Here is a 16332-nt window from a genome sequence, read left to right as displayed (position 1 = left end):
CATGGCCGCCAGCCCTCACGCAGAGCTTTTTGAGCTCTTGGACATCACCGGCGAAGACGCCACTGAATGTGCGCACCTTCTGGGGACGCCCCCGGACGAGCCTGTTCTGCAGGCCATGAAGGCGATGCAGGAAAGGCTTGGGAACTTTCCAGTAGACAGCATTCGGGCCGACGGCGCTGTGGAGACGGTGTGGATCGAAGCACTCCTCCGCTTCGCGCCCTCAGTTCACGCCTACCATCTGGAGCTGGGAATCAGTCCCGCTGTCTCGGCTGCATCCTTGGCAGACATGGGCTTGCAGCTTCGGATCAACAGGCGGGTCCATGGCCGTTTTGGCTTGGACACCTGGAGTTGGCTGACGTTGCACATGGCTGGCAATCTGTTCCGGCTGGGCCGGCTGCAGTTCCATTTGGTACCGGCCAATGCTCAGGGCTCAGGCTGGGTTCTTGGTGTCCATATACCCGAAGATGGAGGCCTCTCACCTGCGCTGGTGGATGCCAGTCTGGCGGAGGCAGGATCTTTCTTCCCCCGGTATTTTCCCGACAAGCCTGCGCACAAAGCCACGTGTGATTCATGGATGCTGGACCCGTATCTCGTCGAGCGCCTCCCCGACAGCAACATCGCGTCGTTTGCTCGACGGTTCACGCTCGACCACTGCACTGATGCCCCTACGGATGCCATCTACTTCACTTTCAGGCAGCGGGGACTCCATGACTTGGATAAGCTGCCGCGGGAAACCTCACTCCAGCGCGTGGTCCTGGAGAGGATCGACGACGGCGGCATCTGGCAACTAGGGCACGGTCACCTGGCGCTGTAAATGGTTTGCTGTTCCGGGCAGGAGGACAAAACCCGCTTCATGGCGTCCTTTTCGGCCTGCGTAATCCAGAGTTTGTAGGCCGCTTTTACGGATACCTGCCGGGCAACGTAGTGGCAGCGAAAATTCTTGTTAGCCGGCAGCCACGTGGCCGCGTCACCCGCGCCCTTCTTAACATTGGCGGGACCGTCGGCGGCGATCAGGTTCAGGGGATCGTTCGCGAATATTTGCCGCTGCTGCATGGTGAGCTGCTGGGCGCCTTTTTGCCAGGCGTCGGCGAGGGCCACCACGTGATCGATTTGAACTGCTGCGCTGGTGTCCTGGCCCCTCCGGAAAGTCACCTGCGCCCCCGTGTATGGTTCGTGAAAGCTACCACCGGCAATCTTGCACGATGAACCTTCCGTGAATTCGACCGCCGAGAGGTCCCGCCGGAGAATGTCGTTTCTGGTGTCGCAACCATTACGGTCAGCGTCCGCCCAGGCTTGCCCGAATGCGGCCCTATCGTAGTCCGCTTTGGCGGCGCGCCCTTGGACCGGGAGTCGTTCCAAGGCATCGCTCGCCTTTTCCGGGGCAACGGGCACCCCACCGCGAAGGGGTTTCATCCAGTCGGGATTGTAGACGGGCGCTTCGCTGGGGCCGGCGGCCCATGGTTCAGCGGCGTTGAATTGTCCTGTGGTGAAATACCAGGAAAGCCCTGCCACCACGGTTGCGGCGGCCAGTCCAAGAATGGCCCAAGCTTGACGTGACCTTCGCCGGGCGCGTTTGTAGGCAGACCAAGTGATGCTCAAGGGACTCCATCCAGTGGGGAAATAGCAATGTCCTACGAGCGTAGGACAAGGCCCCGACAGTCAGAGTCGATATCCACAGTGTGCAGGAGAAGTCGCACTGCGGCGATCACAGCGGAGATGGGTGCCACCGTGGGCCGAGACGTTTATTGCTCACGCATTACGCGCTGCAGGTCCTCTGTTGCCAAGGCGAGGAGTCCACGTAGTTGTTCCACGCGCTGATCCGGGACGTCACCGGCAGTGTTGGCCGCTATGGCTTGATCCAGAAGTTTTTGGGCCTGTTTGTGGTTGGCCTTTGCCACGTCCAGAGCGTGCTCCAAGGTGGTCTCATGTTCCAACGTTGATTCGTTTTCCATGAACCCATTTTGGTCAGGTTTCCCGGCTGATACCAGTGACTCAGCCGGGAAACCCGTGAATACTTCGGCGTGCTTAGGCTCCAGCGCCTTCAAGCACTGCAATGGGAGCAACCACGTCGCGCGCAGGGAACGACGGCGGGTTCACGCCGGCCATTTCTTCCATGACACGGACGACCTGGCAGGAGTAGCCGAACTCGTTGTCGTACCAGACGTACAGAACGAGGTTCTTGTCGTTGGAAATGGTTGCGAGGCCATCAACGATGCCCGCGCGGCGGGAGCCAACGAAGTCAGTGGAAACAACATCGGGAGAGTCGATGTAGTCGATCTGCTTGCGAAGATCGGAGTGCAGGGACATCTCACGGAGGAAGTCGTTGACTTCGTCGCGGGTGGTGCCCTTCTCAAGGTTGAGGTTCAGGATGGCCATGGAGACATCCGGTGTAGGAACGCGGATGGCATTGCCCGTGAGCTTGCCCTGCAGTTCCGGAAGGGCCTTGGCTACGGCCTTGGCGGCACCAGTCTCCGTGATGACCATGTTCAGGGCCGCGGAACGGCCGCGGCGATCGCCCTTGTGGAAGTTGTCGATCAGGTTCTGGTCATTGGTGAAGGAGTGCACGGTCTCAACGTGGCCGTGGATGATGCCGAATTTGTCGTTGATGGCTTTCAGCACCGGCGTAATGGCGTTGGTAGTGCAGGATGCCGCGGTGACGATCTTGTCATCATCGGAGATGTCCCGGTGGTTGATGCCGTGGACGATGTTCTTCAGCTCACCCTTGCCAGGTGCAGTCAGCAGCACACGGGAAGCACCCTTGCTCTGCAGGTGCTGGGAGAGACCCTCGGCGTCGCGCCAGCGGCCCGTGTTGTCCACCACCAGGGCGTCCTTGATACCAAAGGCCGTGTAGTCCACGGTGGCGGGGTTATCCGAGTAGATGACCTGGATTTGCACGCCGTTGGCGGTGATGGTGTTGGCTTCCTCGTCCACGCGGATGGTTCCTTCGAAGGAACCGTGCACCGAGTCACGACGCAGCAGGCTGGCGCGCTTCACAAGATCGTTCTCGGCACCCTTGCGCACTACGATCGCGCGGAGTCGCAGGCCGTGCCCGCCACCGGCCTTCTCAATGAGGATGCGGGCCAGGAGGCGGCCAATGCGGCCAAAGCCGTAAAGAACGACGTCGGTGCTGGTGCGGTCGTCTGCGCCACGCTTTCCCACGATCTCGGCGAGCTCAGCGCGCAGGTACTCATCCAGCGAGGCGCCGTTGCCTTCGGCCCGGAACTTTTCTGTCAAACGTGCAATATCAATGGCTGCTGCGCCGAGTTCCAGCTCGGACAGGGCGTTCAGCAGCGGTGCGGTCTCTTCGAGCAGCAGCTCGTGGTTGCTCATCCGGCGCGCAAAGCGGTGGGCCTTCAGGATGTTCATGGTGGACTTGTTGATCAGGCTCCGGCCGTGGATGCTGGTGACCACGTTATTTTCCCGGTACAACCGGCCGATCACCGGAATCATGGCCTCGGCGAGAGCCTCCCGGCCCATCCACTTATCAAGACAAGAATCTGACGTCTGGCTCACAGAACTACCTTCCTTGGGTCAACCACATACGTCCTCGTATGCAGATGGCAGCGGCCGCCCGGAGTAGTCCTGCGGCTCATGCGCCGGCGGGCTTCGGTCCACCCACAGCGCCTTGAACGAGAGCAAAGAAAATCCGCCGGCTGCGAACGCAGTCCCGGCGGCAGAACATCTACGTTCAGTAACCATTCTAGGGCGGAAGGAAGGGGCGAAGGCCGCCCCGCGGCGTGAAATCACTCACACAGCGGAAATCCGGGAGTAATAGGAGTAATAAATGGATGGGTCGACCGATACGCCGGGTTCTGTCATCCCCTGCCGTTACCGGAAAAGGAGTGGCGGCCATCCATCTACGAACGCCGTTGCCGACGCCCTCCAGCAGCCTACCCGGACACTCGGGCGAGCAGCCCTCAAGCGTGTCCTGTCTGGCCTTGCTCCGGGTGGGGTTTACCTAGCCTCCCCGGTCACCCAGGGAGCTGGTGGTCTCTTACACCACCGTTTCACCCTTACCTGCTGCCCCGCGATGCAGAACATCGCGACACGCGGGCGGTCTGTTCTCTGTGGCACTGGCCTGCGGGTTACCCCGAGTGGGCGTTACCCACCACCCTGCTCTGCGGAGCCCGGACGTTCCTCGAGCCACTTTCGTGACGCGCGACCGCCTGGTCGACCCATCCGGTGTCCAGTCTACCGGCGTTGGGACCGGCCAAAGTCCCCGGTAATATCGACTGGTGCTGATTCTGCTGCCGCCTTCCGAAGGCAAGACCCCCGCTGCCAACGGTCCCTCCATCGACTGGGAATCGCTCAGCTTTCCTGAACTGAACCCGTACCGGGCAAAGGTGCTCGAAGCGCTGGGCACGGTGAGCGCCCACGAGGATGCCCTCGCCCTGTTGGGGGTCGGCGCATCGCTGCGTGACGACGTCGAACGTAATACGCGGCTGCATGCCGAACCGGCCGCTCCAGCACATCAGGTCTATTCCGGGGTTCTGTATGACGCCCTTGGCTACAACAGCATGACCCCCACGCAGCGCCGGAAGGCGAACGAATCCATCCTGGTGGTGTCCGCACTATGGGGCGCCATCGGCTTTGGCGACCACGTGCCCGCCTACCGGCTGTCCATGGGAACTGCACTGCCCGACGTCGGACGCCTCGCCTCCTATTGGAAGCCGCAGCTCAACGCCGCCCTCGCCTCACGCGCCGAGAACGAACTTCTGGTGGATTGCCGCTCCAGCACTTATGCCGCAGCCTGGGCTCCCCCGGCGACGCACACAGTTAACGTCAACGTCTTCAACGAGGCGAACGGCAAGCGCACGGTTGTCAGCCACTTCGCCAAACACACCCGCGGGGAACTGGCGCGACACTTGCTGACCCGGCGCGGCAAGGCGCCGGCAACACCGGATCAGCTCCTGAAGGCCGCGCGGGAAATCTGGACAACGGAACTCGTTGAGGGCACGGCCCGCAAGCCGCACGCGCTCAACATCATCCTGTCCAGCTGACGGAACCGAACAAACTAACTGATCCGGTCCAGCTTTGGCCGGGCTGGGGTCAGTTCCACTCCGCCGAACGGACCAGGATGACACCTGAGTCCGGGCAAAAAACAATATCGTCCTCAGCGGCGGCTTTGACTTCGGCAAGGTCGCCGGGGCTGAGCATCATGCCGGAGCCTTCGGACTTACCGTGGAACAGCCGGGCTGCACCGACTCCCCGCTTGGCAATGGTCTTCTCGTAGACGGCAAGCACTCCCGCATCCAAGGATTCCGCGAAGGCGGCACGTTGTCCACGGACCACCGTTTCTTCGGCCGCAATTTCTGCAATAGCCTCGTCCAGCTCAGCCCGGATGCTGCCGAACGAGCCCTGGATGTCGTCCACGATGGACTGCTGGGCCGCTTGGCGCTCCCGCAGCGTATCCAAGCGCTCCAGGATTTCGAGCTCCACGTCCTCAAGGTCCGAACGGCGCTTGTTGAGCGAGGCGATATCGCTCTGCAGCGCCACCAGGTCCTTGGACAGGCCGGTGCCGCTGTTCAGTCGGGTTTCATCGCGTTCAATGCGGGTAGCCACCTGCTCAACGTCGGCTTCCGCCCGGCGAAGTTCGGCCTCGGCATCGTGGACGGCTACCTTGGCCGCGCCGAGTTCGCCGTTGGCCACGTTCAACGCATCCGTGAGGTCGGTGATGCGTGGATCTGTTTCAAGGACCTTCCGACGGCCGGCAAGCGACCTGAGCTTGGCATCCAGTCCCTGCAGTTCAAGCAATTTCAGTTGTTCTGCCGGTGCTGCTTTCGCCACGCTTACCTCCGCTAATCGCCACCGGCCTGGGTATCAGGTCCGGCCGGACGGCCACTATCTGCCAGGGCTGCCCGTATCTTTCTAGACTCTAGTCCCCGCCGGGAGTGAGTATGAAGTCCCAGGGGTCGCTGTTGGTGCCGCTGACGCGGATCTCGACGTCGTAGCCCTGGTCCGCGAGCACGTTGCCCAGCGCTTCGGCGGCCGCAGGCAGCCACAGCCATTCACTGGCAAAGTGCGAAACATCGATCAGGTAGGGCCGGCCGTTAGTGGCACCTTCGCGGGCCTCCGATGCTGGATGATGACGCATATCTGCGGTGACGTACACATCCGCTTGACTGGCCCGAACGGCGTCGAACAAACTGTCCCCGGCACCACCGCAGACTGCGACGCGCCGGACCAGGCCGTCCTTATCGCCAGCCACCCGGACTCCCCCGGCGACAGCAGGCAGCATCTCAAAGACGCGCGCCGCGAAATCACCCAGCGTCTCAAGCTCAGGGAGGTCTCCCACCCTGCCAATGCCCTCCTCCGGCAGGCCATTGCTTGCAGCCGTGAGTGGTGTGACGTCCTCCAATCCGAAAGCGTCGGCCAGGACATCGGAAACCCCGCCAACGGCTGAATCACCATTGGTGTGCACGGTTAATAGCCCCGTACCGGCCTCTATCAACCGGTGGACAGCGAGGCCCTTCGCGGACGTGGCTGCCACAGAGTTCACCCCTTTGAGAAGCAGCGGGTGGTGGCTGATGAGTAGTTCGGCTCCCCACTCCACGGCCTCATCAATCACGGCCAGTGTGGGATCCACAGCAAAGAGGATTTTGGTGACGGGGGCATTGGGTCGGCCGACAACAAGGCCCACCTCATCCCAGTCTTCAGCCAGGGACTCCGGCCAGAGTTCCTCGACAGCCAGCAACACCTGACCGAGCGTAGGATCACCGCTGGCGTCAACTGTTTCGTCTTCTTCGACGGAATCCGCATCAGAAATGTCGGTGTTTACTGCTTCCATGCTCTTATTCTTCCCTACTGGGCCCGATTTCTTTCTTACTGGGCCCGATTGGGCGGTTGCCGCACCGGCGGGACCTCCCTGGTGCCGTAATTCTCCCGTAAGGTGAAGCGGGAATCATCAGACCCTCCGATCCATTGAAGAGAACATGAAAACTTTCGTACTTGGCGGCGGCTGCTTCTGGTGCCTTGATGCCGTATACCAGAAGACCCGAGGCGTCAGCTCGGTTGTATCCGGTTACACCGGCGGTCACGTCCGCAATCCCGATTACTACGAGGTGTGCTCCGGCACTACGGGCCATGCAGAAGTTGTCGCGGTGACATTCGATGAAACTGTGGTTCCGGAGGAAGTCATCCTGGACATGTTCTTCGCCCTGCACGACCCCACCACGCTGAACCGTCAGGGCTATGACGTAGGAACCCAGTACCGATCATCGATGTTCTACACAACGACGGAAGAGAAGGTGCTGTTCGAGGAAGCCATCGAACGCGCCCAAGCCCTCTGGTCAGATCCGATTGTGACCGAGGTCAGCCGCCTTCCCGAGTTCCATGAGGCCGAGGAAGTCCACCAGAATTACTATGCGAAGTTCCCGTATCAGGGTTACTGCCAGGTGATCATTAACCCGAAATTGGCTAAGGCCCGGAAATATTACTCTGCGTGGCTTACTGCTTAGCAGGGTTTCGATCCTGCTGGTTAGGCTGACCTCAGCATTCCCTCTTCAGAGATAGGCGTAATTTTCATGGCAAGGATCTACGACGACGTCACGCAGCTTGTCGGCCGCACCCCGCTGGTCCGTCTGAACCGGCTGACCGAAGGCCTCGACGCCACCGTTGCAGTCAAGCTTGAGTTCTACAACCCGGCCAACAGCGTCAAGGACCGCATCGGCGTGGCCATCATTGACGCTGCCGAGAAGTCCGGTGCCCTGAAGCCCGGCGGAACCATCGTCGAAGGTACTTCCGGCAATACCGGCATCGCATTGGCTCTGGTGGGTGCAGCCCGCGGTTACAAGGTCATCCTGACCATGCCTGAGACCATGTCCACTGAGCGCCGGGTCATGCTGCGTGCGTACGGTGCGGAAATTGTCCTGACGCCCGGTTCCGAGGGCATGCGTGGTGCCGTCGAGAAGGCACAGGAAATCGTCGCCAACACGGAGAACTCCATCTGGGCTCAGCAGTTCGCCAACGAGGCCAACCCCGCAATCCACCGCACCACGACCGCCGAGGAAGTCTGGGAAGACACCGATGGCGAAGTAGACATTTTTGTTGCTGGCGTAGGCACCGGCGGCACCATCACAGGTGTTGGCCAGGTCCTCAAGGAGCGCAAGCCCGGCGTGCAGATTGTCGCTATCGAGCCCAAGGACTCCGCGATCCTGAATGGTGGAGCGCCCGGTCCGCACAAGATCCAGGGAATCGGTGCCAACTTTGTTCCGGAAATCCTGGACACCAACGTTTACGACGAAGTCCTGGACGCTACCCTGGAGGATTCAGTCCGCGTAGCCCGTGAACTCGGCGCGCGTGAAGGTATCCTCGGCGGCATTTCCTCCGGTGCGATCGTGTGGGGTGCGCTGGAACTGGCCAAGCGTCCCGAGAACGCAGGCAAGCTGATCGTCGCCGTCGTGTGTGACTTCGGAGAGCGTTACATCTCCACAGTGCTGTTCGACGACATCCGCGGCTAACACTTCGCCTGCACGCCTTCATTTCCTGTAGAAAGGTCTTTGTGAGCTTCTTCGCAAGGCTTAAGGAAGACCTCGATGCCGCCCGGTCCCATGACCCGGCGGCTCGAGGCTCTTTTGAGAACTTTTTCGCATACTCCGGCCTGCACGCCATCTGGGCACACCGAGTGACGCACCGGCTGTGGCAGAATCCTGCGCTCCGCTTTCCTGCGCGCCTGATCTCCCAGCTGGCCAGATTCCTTACCGGAATCGAAATCCATCCCGGCGCCACCATCGGCCGCCGCTTCTTCATCGACCACGGCATGGGGGTGGTGATCGGTGAGACCGCAGAGATCGGCGAGGACGTGATGATTTATCACGGCGTGACGCTCGGCGGACGTTCGCTGGCCAAGGTCAAGCGGCACCCCACCATCGGCGACCGCGTGACCATCGGAGCAGGCGCAAAGGTCCTTGGGCCCATCACCATCGGTGCCGGCAGCGCAATCGGCGCCAATGCCGTGGTGGTAAAAGACGCGCCCCCGGAATCCATCATCACCGGCATTCCGGCCACGTGGAGACACCGCGACGCCAGGTCCGAAACCAAGCCCGCCGTGGACCCGGCTGAGTATTACATCGAGTACCGGATCTAGCCGGCGAGCCTTCTGTAGAAATTCCAGAAGACAGCGTCGAAGGCGCGGTCCGGAAGAACCCTACGCAATGCCAGGACGCTCCAGGCTCCCCTACCCACCGGGTAGCGGGTCCTGGGGCGTTTTGCCGTTGCGGCCCGTACTATCGTTTTGGCCACAACCCGCGCCGGCGTCGACAAAACATGACCGGTTCCGGATGTTGATGCCAGTGCGGCAGCCACTATGTGCGCTTGCTTGCTGTAGGGCCCTCCGCCGGAGGCAGCCAACAGGCCCTCGCCCGCGATGGTGCCCCATTCACTGTCCGTTCCCGACGGTTCAATAATCACGACGTCGATGCCGTGCGGCCCCAACTCCAGGCGCAGGGAATCACTCATTCCCTCAACCGCGAATTTTGTGCCGTGGTACCAAGCGCCCAAGGGCTCATAGATCTTGCCGCCAATGGACGCCACATTGATGATCCGGCCTGACCGCGATCGGCGCATACCGGGAATGACGAGTTGGGTCATCCTCGCCAGGCCCATGACGTTGACTTCGAACTGGCGCCTGCCCTCAGCCAGCGGAACTTCCTCGAGGGAGCCATAGGAACCGTAGCCGGCATTGTTCACCAGCAGGTCGATCTGCCCATGTGCCGCTTCAACCAACCTCACCGCAGACTCCATCGATTCCTCCGAAGTGACGTCCAAGGATAGAACGGTGATGCCGTGCTGCTTCAGCGGCTCCATCTTGTCCACACGGCGCGCCCCTGCGTAGACAGTGAAGCCGGCTGCCCTGAGGGCGATGGCGGTATCGAAGCCGATTCCGGTGGAAGCACCGGTGACAAACGCGATACGGGATGCCATGGCTGGTCTCCTTCAGTTGCGTACGGCAAAGGCCGGTCCCCTCAGCGTAACTGGGAGGAACCGGCCTCTGACGGGAAGCTGCTGCTAGTGGGTGTCGACTGCCGAGATCTCGGACTTGTCTTCGCCCCACAGGGTGTGGAACGTGCCCTCGGTGTCCACGCGACCGTAGGTGTGTGCCCCGAAGAGGTCGCGCTGGCCTTGGATCAGGGCAGCGGCAACGCGCTTGCGGCGCAGGCCGTCGTAGTAGGCCAGCGAGGAGGAGAACACCGGTACCGGGATCCCCAGCTGGACTGCGGTGGCTACCACGCGGCGCCATGCCGGGAGTGCCTCTGCGATTGCCTTGGTGAAGGCCGGCGCAAACAGCAGGTTGGCGGGCTTCTCTTCGGCGGCGTAGGCCTTGGTGATGTCCTTGAGCAGTTCTGCACGGATGATGCAGCCTGCGCGCCAGAGCGAAGCGATCTCGTCCAGCTTGAGGTCCCAGCCGTATTCCTTGGCAGCGGACGTCAGCATGTCCAGGCCCTGGGCGTAGGAGACCAGCTTTGAGGCATACAGTGCCTGGCGGACGTCCTCGACGAAGGTCTCGGGAATTTCCACCGAGGCTTCTTCGCCGGCCAGCAGTTCCTGGCCAAGCTTGCGCTGCTCGGCCTGGGAGGAGAGACCACGGGCAAAGACGGATTCGGCGATACCGGAGATCGGGGATCCGAGTTCCAGTGCGGAGATGACCGTCCAGCGACCCGTGCCCTTCTGGCCTGCAGCGTCCACGACGACGTCCACGAACGGCTTGCCCGTCTTGGCGTCAACGTGGCCCAGGACCTCGGCGGAGATTTCGATCAGGAAGGACGACAGATCGCCCTTGTTCCATTCAGCAAAGATCTTGGACTGCTCAACGGGCTCGATGCCGGCGCCCGAGCGAAGGAGGTCGAATGCTTCGCCGATGACCTGCATGTCAGCGTATTCGATGCCGTTGTGGACCATCTTGACGAAGTGGCCGGCGCCATCGGTGCCGATCCAGGCACAGCACGGTTCGCCGTCGACCTTCGCGGAGATCTTCTCCAGCAGCGGGCCGAGGGCGTCGTAGGACTCACGCGAGCCGCCGGGCATGATGGACGGTCCGTTCAGTGCACCCTCTTCGCCGCCGGATACACCGACGCCGACGAAGTGGAGGTCCTTCTTGGCCAGCGCGGCTTCGCGGCGGCGGGTGTCCTCGTAGTGCGAGTTACCGGCGTCGATGATGATGTCACCGGCCTCGAGCAGCGGCTCGAGCTGCTCGATCACGTTGTCAACGGGAGCGCCTGCCTTGACCATGATGAGGACGCGGCGGGGCTTTTCGAGGGAGTCGACGAGTTCCTGCAGGGTTTCCGTGCGGATGAAGTCGCCGTCCGTGCCGTGCTTTTCGAGCAGGGCGTCAGTCTTTTCCACGGAGCGGTTGTGGAGAGCCACGGTGAAGCCGTTGCGGGCGAGGTTGCGGGCCAGGTTGGCGCCCATCACCGCAAGGCCGGTGACACCGATGTGTGCTGACATCAAAACTCCAATTCGTTCGTGTACAAACAGTCCCACCTACCCCCCTGGGGGTACGCAGGAAGCGATTTCAAAACCAGGGGCTGTAATAAACCATACGTATTTAAATCTTGGGCGGGAAAGCGGCGCCCACGTTTTGGAACGGTGCCGCGTCATAAACAGTCTATGATGCCGGCCGCATCCGGCTGCGCACGGGACGTCCCCGCGCCACTATGCTTACCTCTATGTCAACCAGCCTCCACCACCGCGCCGTAGAGCATTTGGGCACCAGGATCGTCGGTGGCACCCTTCCTACAGGCCACGTCATGCTGGCCGAGCATTTGGAAGACGAGCTCAAAGTGTCGCGATCCGTCGTCCGTGAAGCTGTCCGTGTACTGCAGTCGCTGGGGCTGGTGGAGACCATTAAGCGAGTGGGCATCCGGGTCCTCCCGGCCCACCGATGGAATCCCTTCGATCCGCTGGTGATCCGTTGGCGGCTTGCCGGCGAGGGGCGTGGCGCCCAGTTGAGGTCGCTGGCCGAACTCCGTTCCGCCGTCGAGCCTGTTGCAGCAGAGCTGGCCGCAGGAAACGCGCCCGAAAGTCTTCGGCAGGAGCTGGTGGGCATCTCGCTGGCCATGAAGGAAGCCGGTGATGCCGGCGATATGGCCCGCTTCCTCGACCTCGATATCAGGTTCCATGCGTTGGTCCTCTCCGGCTCCGGGAACGAAATGTTTGCCAACCTTATTGGCCAGGTCACTGAAACCCTCACCGGTCGCACCGTCCATGGGCTCATGCCGGAACACCCCCAGAAGCAGGCGCTCCAGTGGCACATGGACGTTGCCCACGCTATCGACGCCGGCGATGGTTCCGTCGCGCGCGACGCCGCCGCCAAGATCATGCGGCAAACCATCGCGGAGCTTGCCCCCAGCTGGAATGACCAGCCCCGCGTCTTCGTCCCCGTCGCAAAGAACTAGGCGCAAAAACCAGCTACTGCTGAAAGTTCAGCAGGACCTTTCCGGATTCGGCTGAGTTCTTCGCCACCTCAAAGGCTTCCAAGCCTTGAGCGAGGTGGAACTCGTGTGTCACCACTGGATCGACAAACAGCGAGCCATCGGCCAGGGCATCAATGACCTCATTAATCTCGTTGTTGAAGCGGAACGAGCCAAGCAGTTCCAACTCGCGTGTGATGGCCAGTGAGATGAACACCGGCTGCGGTCCTGACGGCAGGAGCCCCACCATCACTACTTTTCCACCCCGGGTAGCACCCTTGATGGCGGAGGCCAGTCCGAAATGGCTTCCCGAGGATTCAATAACGACGTCGGCCTCCACGGCGGCGATGGCATCCGCATCATCACCTTTGAGGACCTCATCGGCGCCAACAGCCCGGGCGATTTCCAAGGGCTTGTCATGCATGTCGACGGCGACGATCCTGGCCGCACCCGCACGCTTGAGAACGGCGACCACAAGCGCACCAATAGGGCCGCTGCCGATCACAAGCGTGGACTTTCCCTTGACGTCTCCTGCGCGTCCTACCGCGTGCCAGGCAACACTGGCAGGTTCCACCAGGGCTGCGGTGCGAAGGTTCAGGTTTTCCGGCAGCGGCCGCAGCATTCGCGTGGGCAGGTTGGCATAGCGGCTAAAAGCGCCGTCGGTGTGCGGGTACCGTGCAGCGCTGCCCAAATAGGTGCAGCCCGGGGACAGGTTGGGCCGGTCCTCCGGGTATCTGACGTCACCTGAGGCAGGGGTAGCTGGATGGACAGCCACACGTGTGCCAACCCCGGGGCCGGCGCCATCAACAGCTTGCTGGACCACCACGCCTACGATTTCGTGCCCGAGGACCATTGGTTCTTTCAGGACCGATTCCCCCGCCGCACCATGCAGCCAGTAATGGAGGTCTGACCCGCAGATCCCGCCGTAGGCGATCTCCACCACCGCCTCATCGGGAGCAGGTGCAGTCAGTGGGATGTCCTCAACCCTGAGATCGCCCTTGCCATGGGCGACCACGGCGGGGCCGAAGGCCGGGAGAATGATGCCCATCAGACCACCACCGTCATTCCGCCGTCGACGAAGATGGTCTGGCCGTTCACGAAATTGGATGCCTGTGAGGCGAGCCATACCGTTGGCCCGGCAAGATCGGCTACTGTCCCCCACCGGTTGGCCGGCGTCCGGCCAAGGATCCATGAGTTGAAGTTGTCGTCATCCACCAGGTTCTGGGTCATTTCCGTGTGGATGTACCCAGGCGCGATGCCATTGATCTGCAATCCGGAGGCAGCCCACTCTGCAGTCATGGCTCGGGTCAGGTTTCGGAGCCCGCCCTTGGCAGCCACATACGGTGCAATGGTGGGGCGGGCAAGGTCCGTCTGAGCCGAGCAGATGTTGATGATCTTCCCTTGTCCGCGGGCGATCATGTGCCTGGCTGCTTCCCGGCCCACAAGGAAGGCGCTGGTGAGATTCGTGGTGATCACGCGGTCCCAGTCCTTAACATCGAGGTCCAGCATGGGAACGCGGTGCTGGATTCCGGCATTGTTCACCAGGATGTCAAGCGGGCCCACGTTCTCCTCCACCCAAGCTATTCCTTCAGCGGCGGCCGTCGCGTCGGTGACGTCGAAAGCCAGGCTGTGGACCTTTCCCTCCGGGTAGTCAGCAGCCATGGCCTGCTGGGCTGCCTCCAGCCGTTCTGCATTGATGCCATTGAGCACCACGATAGCTCCGGCATCCGCCAGCCCCCTGGCCAGGGCGTTACCGATCCCCCGGCTTGAACCAGTGACCAACGCAACCCGCCCGGTCAGATCAAAGAGTCCACTCATAGTTTGTACGTCATTTCTTCCTCAGTTGGGCCGGCTTCTTCAGTTGAATCGGTCAGTTGCTGTTGGACGTCGCGGCTGCTGGCAGGCTCAGGTTTACGATGGCCTGGCGGACGACGGCGAGGTCTTGGTCTCCGAGTCCTTGGCGCTTGAGTTCGGCGTATAAATCGATTGCCGCTGCTGCCATGGGAACGGCAGAGCCAACGGCTTCAGCGCTGGCGACCACGAATCCCAGGTCCTTGTGCATGAACTTGGCCGGCCCTGTTGGGGCATATTCCTTGGCGGCCAGGCGGGGGCCAACGTTGTCCAGCACCCGGCTTCCGGCCAGCCCTCCCGAGAGGACCTCGTAAAGCGCCCGCACATCCATGCCGGAGCGTTCAGCGAGTTCGGCCGCTTCGGCCAGCGCCGCCGTCGTGGTTCCGACGATAAGTTGATTGCAGGCTTTGGCGAGCGACCCCGATCCCAAGGGACCCATGCGCCGAAGGGTGGTCCCCATGGTTTCCAGGAGCGGCTGGAGCGCTTCGAACTGGCTTTCGGTCGCTCCCACCATGATGGCCAGGCTTCCGCTTTGCGCCCCGGAGGTGCCACCGCTGACCGGTGCATCAACCACGGCGGCGTTGCCACTGGATGCCTGCTGAACAGTCTCGCCAAACAGCTGGACTGCGGTTGGCGAGACGCTGCTCATAATGACGACGGCGGTGCCCGGCTCGGGTGGCTCGTTCCGCCATGACTCGAGCAAGTCCGCGGCCGCTTCCTCAATAAAGGGTAAATCCGGGAGCATGAAAATGATGGCGTCTTCATCACGCAGCTCTGCAACGTCGGCTGCACGGCGGACGCCGGAGAGGCCTTCAAAAACAGTGTCTGAGCGATTCCAAGCGGTGACATTCCATCCCGCACTGGCAATGTTGGAGGCCATGGGCGCTCCCATGAGTCCTAAGCCGACGAAGCCCACGCGCTTACTGGTCATGGTAGGTAACACCTCACTTCTTTGTGGTCATCCAAGAGATTTCTGTTCAATATCCTAGCCTCCATTCAGTATGATGAACATCATGACGACTGACGAACTCACCATCGCCATCGCTGTGCCGCTCGAAGCAGAGCACGTAGAGCTGATCCGCGCTGTAGATCCCTCCGCAACAGTTCTTTACGACCCCGAACTTCTTCCGCCGGAACGTTTCCCCGCGGATCACTCCGGCGATCCGGAATTCAGGCGCACGCCGGAGCAGGAGGAACGCTACTGGGCCATGCTGAACAGGGCCCAGGTCCTTTACGGTTTCCCCAACGAGAGTCCGGCCGGACTGGCGCGGATTGCCGGAAGCAACCCCCACCTGCAATGGATCCATGCCATGGCGGCCGGAGCAGGTGGCGCCGTCAAAGCTTCCGGGCTGGATACGGAAACCCTTCGAAAGTTCCATGTGACGACGTCCGCAGGTGTCCATGCGCTGCCCCTGGCAGAGTTCTCAGCCTTTGGCATCCTCAACGGCTTCAAGCGCAGCGCTGAAATGGCACAGGACCAAGCCGCCAAAATCTGGCCCGAGCTCAGGACGCCCACCAAGCTGGTCAACGGCTCCAAAGTTGTCATCGCAGGCCTCGGCGAGATTGGCATGGAGACCGCTCGAATTGCCCGGGCCTTGGGGATGAAGGTCAGTGGAACCAAGCGCACTGTGGAACCCCTGGAGGGGATTGACGAGGTCACCACCAATGAGAGCCTCCCCGGCCTGCTGGCGGACGCCGACGCAGTGGTGAACACATTGCCCGGTACGCCGTATACGGAGAAGCTGTTCAACAGGGACATTTTCTCCGCCATGAAGCCGGGAACCGTATTCGTCAACGTCGGCCGCGGCACCGTAGTGGATGAGGTCGCCTTGCTGGAAGCCCTGAACAACGGCCAGGTCTCATACGCCTGCCTCGACGTATTCGCGGTGGAGCCGCTTCCGCAGGACAGCCCTTTGTGGAATCATCCCAAGGTCCTGGTTTCACCGCATACCTCGGCATTAAGCGCCGCCGAAAACCGGCTCATCACGGAACGTTTCTGCAGCAACCTGCGCACATTCCTGGACGGCGGCGAACTCCCCCACCTGGTTGATCCGGTCCACTTCTACTAGGCCGG

General features: G+C 61.7%; 17 protein-coding genes and 1 other RNA gene. 7 read left to right on the top strand and 11 right to left on the bottom strand.

Annotation, left to right across the window (positions count from 1 at the left end):
* Position 1: 1 nt before the first annotated feature.
* Positions 2 to 814 (top strand): acyltransferase domain-containing protein, encoded by an 813-nt coding sequence (locus tag M1D89_RS11475; protein WP_498650620.1) that lies wholly within the window; start codon positions 2 to 4, stop codon positions 812 to 814.
* Here the strand turns inward: M1D89_RS11475 and M1D89_RS11470 are convergent.
* The 4 genes from M1D89_RS11470 to rnpB all read right to left on the bottom strand — a co-directional run bounded on the left by M1D89_RS11470 (position 799) and on the right by rnpB (position 4178).
* Entirely contained in the window at positions 799 to 1599 is an 801-nt protein-coding gene (locus tag M1D89_RS11470; protein ID WP_498650618.1) for an HNH endonuclease family protein, read from the bottom strand. The two genes, M1D89_RS11475 and M1D89_RS11470, sit on opposite strands and share 16 nt — an antisense overlap.
* Before the next feature lie 143 nt (positions 1600 to 1742).
* Entirely contained in the window at positions 1743 to 1952 is a 210-nt protein-coding gene (locus M1D89_RS11465; RefSeq protein WP_498650616.1) for a hypothetical protein, read from the bottom strand.
* A 73-nt stretch (positions 1953 to 2025) separates the two neighbouring features.
* Complete coding sequence (locus M1D89_RS11460; RefSeq protein ID WP_091468029.1) at positions 2026 to 3513, bottom strand: glyceraldehyde-3-phosphate dehydrogenase; 1488 nt, start codon at positions 3511 to 3513, stop codon at positions 2026 to 2028.
* Positions 3514 to 3785: 272 nt separating this feature from the next.
* Positions 3786 to 4178, bottom strand: an RNA gene (rnpB, locus tag M1D89_RS11455) — RNase P RNA component class A.
* Positions 4179 to 4235: 57 nt separating this feature from the next.
* Here rnpB and M1D89_RS11450 point away from each other — a divergent pair.
* The gene (locus M1D89_RS11450) at positions 4236 to 5000 is read left to right on the top strand and encodes a YaaA family protein (protein ID WP_498650614.1); all 765 of its coding nucleotides are present in this window, start codon (positions 4236 to 4238) and stop codon (positions 4998 to 5000) included.
* Positions 5001 to 5049: 49 nt separating this feature from the next.
* Here M1D89_RS11450 and M1D89_RS11445 read toward each other — a convergent pair whose 3' ends face one another.
* Positions 5050 to 5787 (bottom strand): zinc ribbon domain-containing protein, encoded by a 738-nt coding sequence (locus tag M1D89_RS11445; protein WP_498650612.1) that lies wholly within the window; start codon positions 5785 to 5787, stop codon positions 5050 to 5052.
* Positions 5788 to 5875: 88 nt separating this feature from the next.
* Positions 5876 to 6787, bottom strand: coding sequence for a Nif3-like dinuclear metal center hexameric protein (locus tag M1D89_RS11440; protein WP_498650610.1), 912 nt, complete (start codon positions 6785 to 6787; stop codon positions 5876 to 5878).
* A gap of 145 nt (positions 6788 to 6932) precedes the next feature.
* On the opposite strand from M1D89_RS11440, the gene msrA reads away from it, so the two are divergent.
* From msrA to epsC, 3 genes are all read left to right on the top strand, one after another.
* Positions 6933 to 7457 (top strand): peptide-methionine (S)-S-oxide reductase MsrA, encoded by a 525-nt coding sequence (gene msrA / locus M1D89_RS11435; protein WP_011775087.1) that lies wholly within the window; start codon positions 6933 to 6935, stop codon positions 7455 to 7457.
* 66 nt (positions 7458 to 7523) lie between these two features.
* On the top strand, positions 7524 to 8459 hold the full coding sequence (gene cysK / locus M1D89_RS11430) for a cysteine synthase A (RefSeq protein WP_017200618.1): 936 nt from the start codon (positions 7524 to 7526) through the stop codon (positions 8457 to 8459).
* Between the two features lie 41 nt (positions 8460 to 8500).
* Positions 8501 to 9085, top strand: a complete 585-nt coding sequence (gene epsC, locus M1D89_RS11425) for a serine O-acetyltransferase EpsC (RefSeq protein WP_011775089.1) — start codon at positions 8501 to 8503, stop codon at positions 9083 to 9085.
* Here the strand turns inward: epsC and M1D89_RS11420 are convergent.
* Together M1D89_RS11420 and gnd are read right to left on the bottom strand one after the other, a co-directional pair.
* Positions 9082 to 9921 carry an oxidoreductase gene (locus M1D89_RS11420; protein WP_498650606.1) on the bottom strand — a complete coding sequence of 280 codons (840 nt, stop codon included), beginning with the start codon at positions 9919 to 9921 and terminating at the stop codon, positions 9082 to 9084. The two genes, epsC and M1D89_RS11420, sit on opposite strands and share 4 nt — an antisense overlap.
* Before the next feature lie 84 nt (positions 9922 to 10005).
* Positions 10006 to 11442: an NADP-dependent phosphogluconate dehydrogenase gene (gene gnd / locus M1D89_RS11415; RefSeq protein WP_498650604.1), complete on the bottom strand. Its 1437-nt coding sequence runs from the start codon at positions 11440 to 11442 to the stop codon at positions 10006 to 10008.
* Between the two features lie 221 nt (positions 11443 to 11663).
* Here gnd and M1D89_RS11410 point away from each other — a divergent pair, with 221 nt between their 5' ends.
* Complete coding sequence (locus M1D89_RS11410; RefSeq protein ID WP_498650602.1) at positions 11664 to 12392, top strand: FadR/GntR family transcriptional regulator; 729 nt, start codon at positions 11664 to 11666, stop codon at positions 12390 to 12392.
* Positions 12393 to 12405: 13 nt separating this feature from the next.
* On the opposite strand, the gene M1D89_RS11405 is transcribed toward M1D89_RS11410, so the two are convergent.
* Genes M1D89_RS11405 through M1D89_RS11395 form a run of 3 tightly spaced genes read right to left on the bottom strand, consistent with a single transcriptional unit; the run spans position 12406 to position 15189 of the window.
* Positions 12406 to 13455: an L-idonate 5-dehydrogenase gene (locus M1D89_RS11405; protein ID WP_498650600.1), complete on the bottom strand. Its 1050-nt coding sequence runs from the start codon at positions 13453 to 13455 to the stop codon at positions 12406 to 12408.
* Entirely contained in the window at positions 13455 to 14225 is a 771-nt protein-coding gene (locus M1D89_RS11400; protein WP_498650599.1) for an SDR family oxidoreductase, read from the bottom strand. Before M1D89_RS11400 ends, M1D89_RS11405 begins: the two co-directional genes overlap by 1 nt.
* 52 nt (positions 14226 to 14277) lie before the next feature.
* Complete coding sequence (locus M1D89_RS11395; protein ID WP_498650597.1) at positions 14278 to 15189, bottom strand: NAD(P)-dependent oxidoreductase; 912 nt, start codon at positions 15187 to 15189, stop codon at positions 14278 to 14280.
* A 70-nt stretch (positions 15190 to 15259) separates the two neighbouring features.
* Between M1D89_RS11395 and M1D89_RS11390 the strand changes: the two genes are divergently transcribed.
* A complete protein-coding gene (locus M1D89_RS11390; protein ID WP_498650596.1) occupies positions 15260 to 16327 on the top strand; it encodes a D-2-hydroxyacid dehydrogenase in 1068 nt (355 codons plus the stop codon).
* Positions 16328 to 16332 lie beyond the last annotated feature (5 nt).

It is taken from the genome of Arthrobacter sp. D3-18, assembly GCF_054408525.1.
The sequence above is the reverse complement of the archived record's forward strand: the minus strand, read 5'-3'. Positions and strand labels throughout refer to the sequence as shown.

Bases quoted from the DNA above. Each gene is read 5' to 3' on its own strand.
- M1D89_RS11475 (WP_498650620.1), top strand. From the start codon at position 2: ATGGCCGCCAGCCCTCACGCAGAGCTTTTTGAGCTCTTGGACATCACC.
- M1D89_RS11465 (WP_498650616.1), bottom strand. From the start codon at position 1,952: ATGGAAAACGAATCAACGTTGGAACATGAGACCACCTTGGAGCACGCT.
- M1D89_RS11440 (WP_498650610.1), bottom strand. From the start codon at position 6,787: ATGGAAGCAGTAAACACCGACATTTCTGATGCGGATTCCGTCGAAGAA.
- msrA (WP_011775087.1), top strand. From the start codon at position 6,933: ATGAAAACTTTCGTACTTGGCGGCGGCTGCTTCTGGTGCCTTGATGCC.
- cysK (WP_017200618.1), top strand. From the start codon at position 7,524: ATGGCAAGGATCTACGACGACGTCACGCAGCTTGTCGGCCGCACCCCG.
- M1D89_RS11420 (WP_498650606.1), bottom strand. From the start codon at position 9,921: ATGGCATCCCGTATCGCGTTTGTCACCGGTGCTTCCACCGGAATCGGC.
- gnd (WP_498650604.1), bottom strand. From the start codon at position 11,442: ATGTCAGCACACATCGGTGTCACCGGCCTTGCGGTGATGGGCGCCAAC.
- M1D89_RS11410 (WP_498650602.1), top strand. From the start codon at position 11,664: ATGTCAACCAGCCTCCACCACCGCGCCGTAGAGCATTTGGGCACCAGG.
- M1D89_RS11405 (WP_498650600.1), bottom strand. From the start codon at position 13,455: ATGGGCATCATTCTCCCGGCCTTCGGCCCCGCCGTGGTCGCCCATGGC.
- M1D89_RS11400 (WP_498650599.1), bottom strand. From the start codon at position 14,225: ATGAGTGGACTCTTTGATCTGACCGGGCGGGTTGCGTTGGTCACTGGT.
- M1D89_RS11395 (WP_498650597.1), bottom strand. From the start codon at position 15,189: ATGACCAGTAAGCGCGTGGGCTTCGTCGGCTTAGGACTCATGGGAGCG.
- M1D89_RS11390 (WP_498650596.1), top strand. From the start codon at position 15,260: ATGATGAACATCATGACGACTGACGAACTCACCATCGCCATCGCTGTG.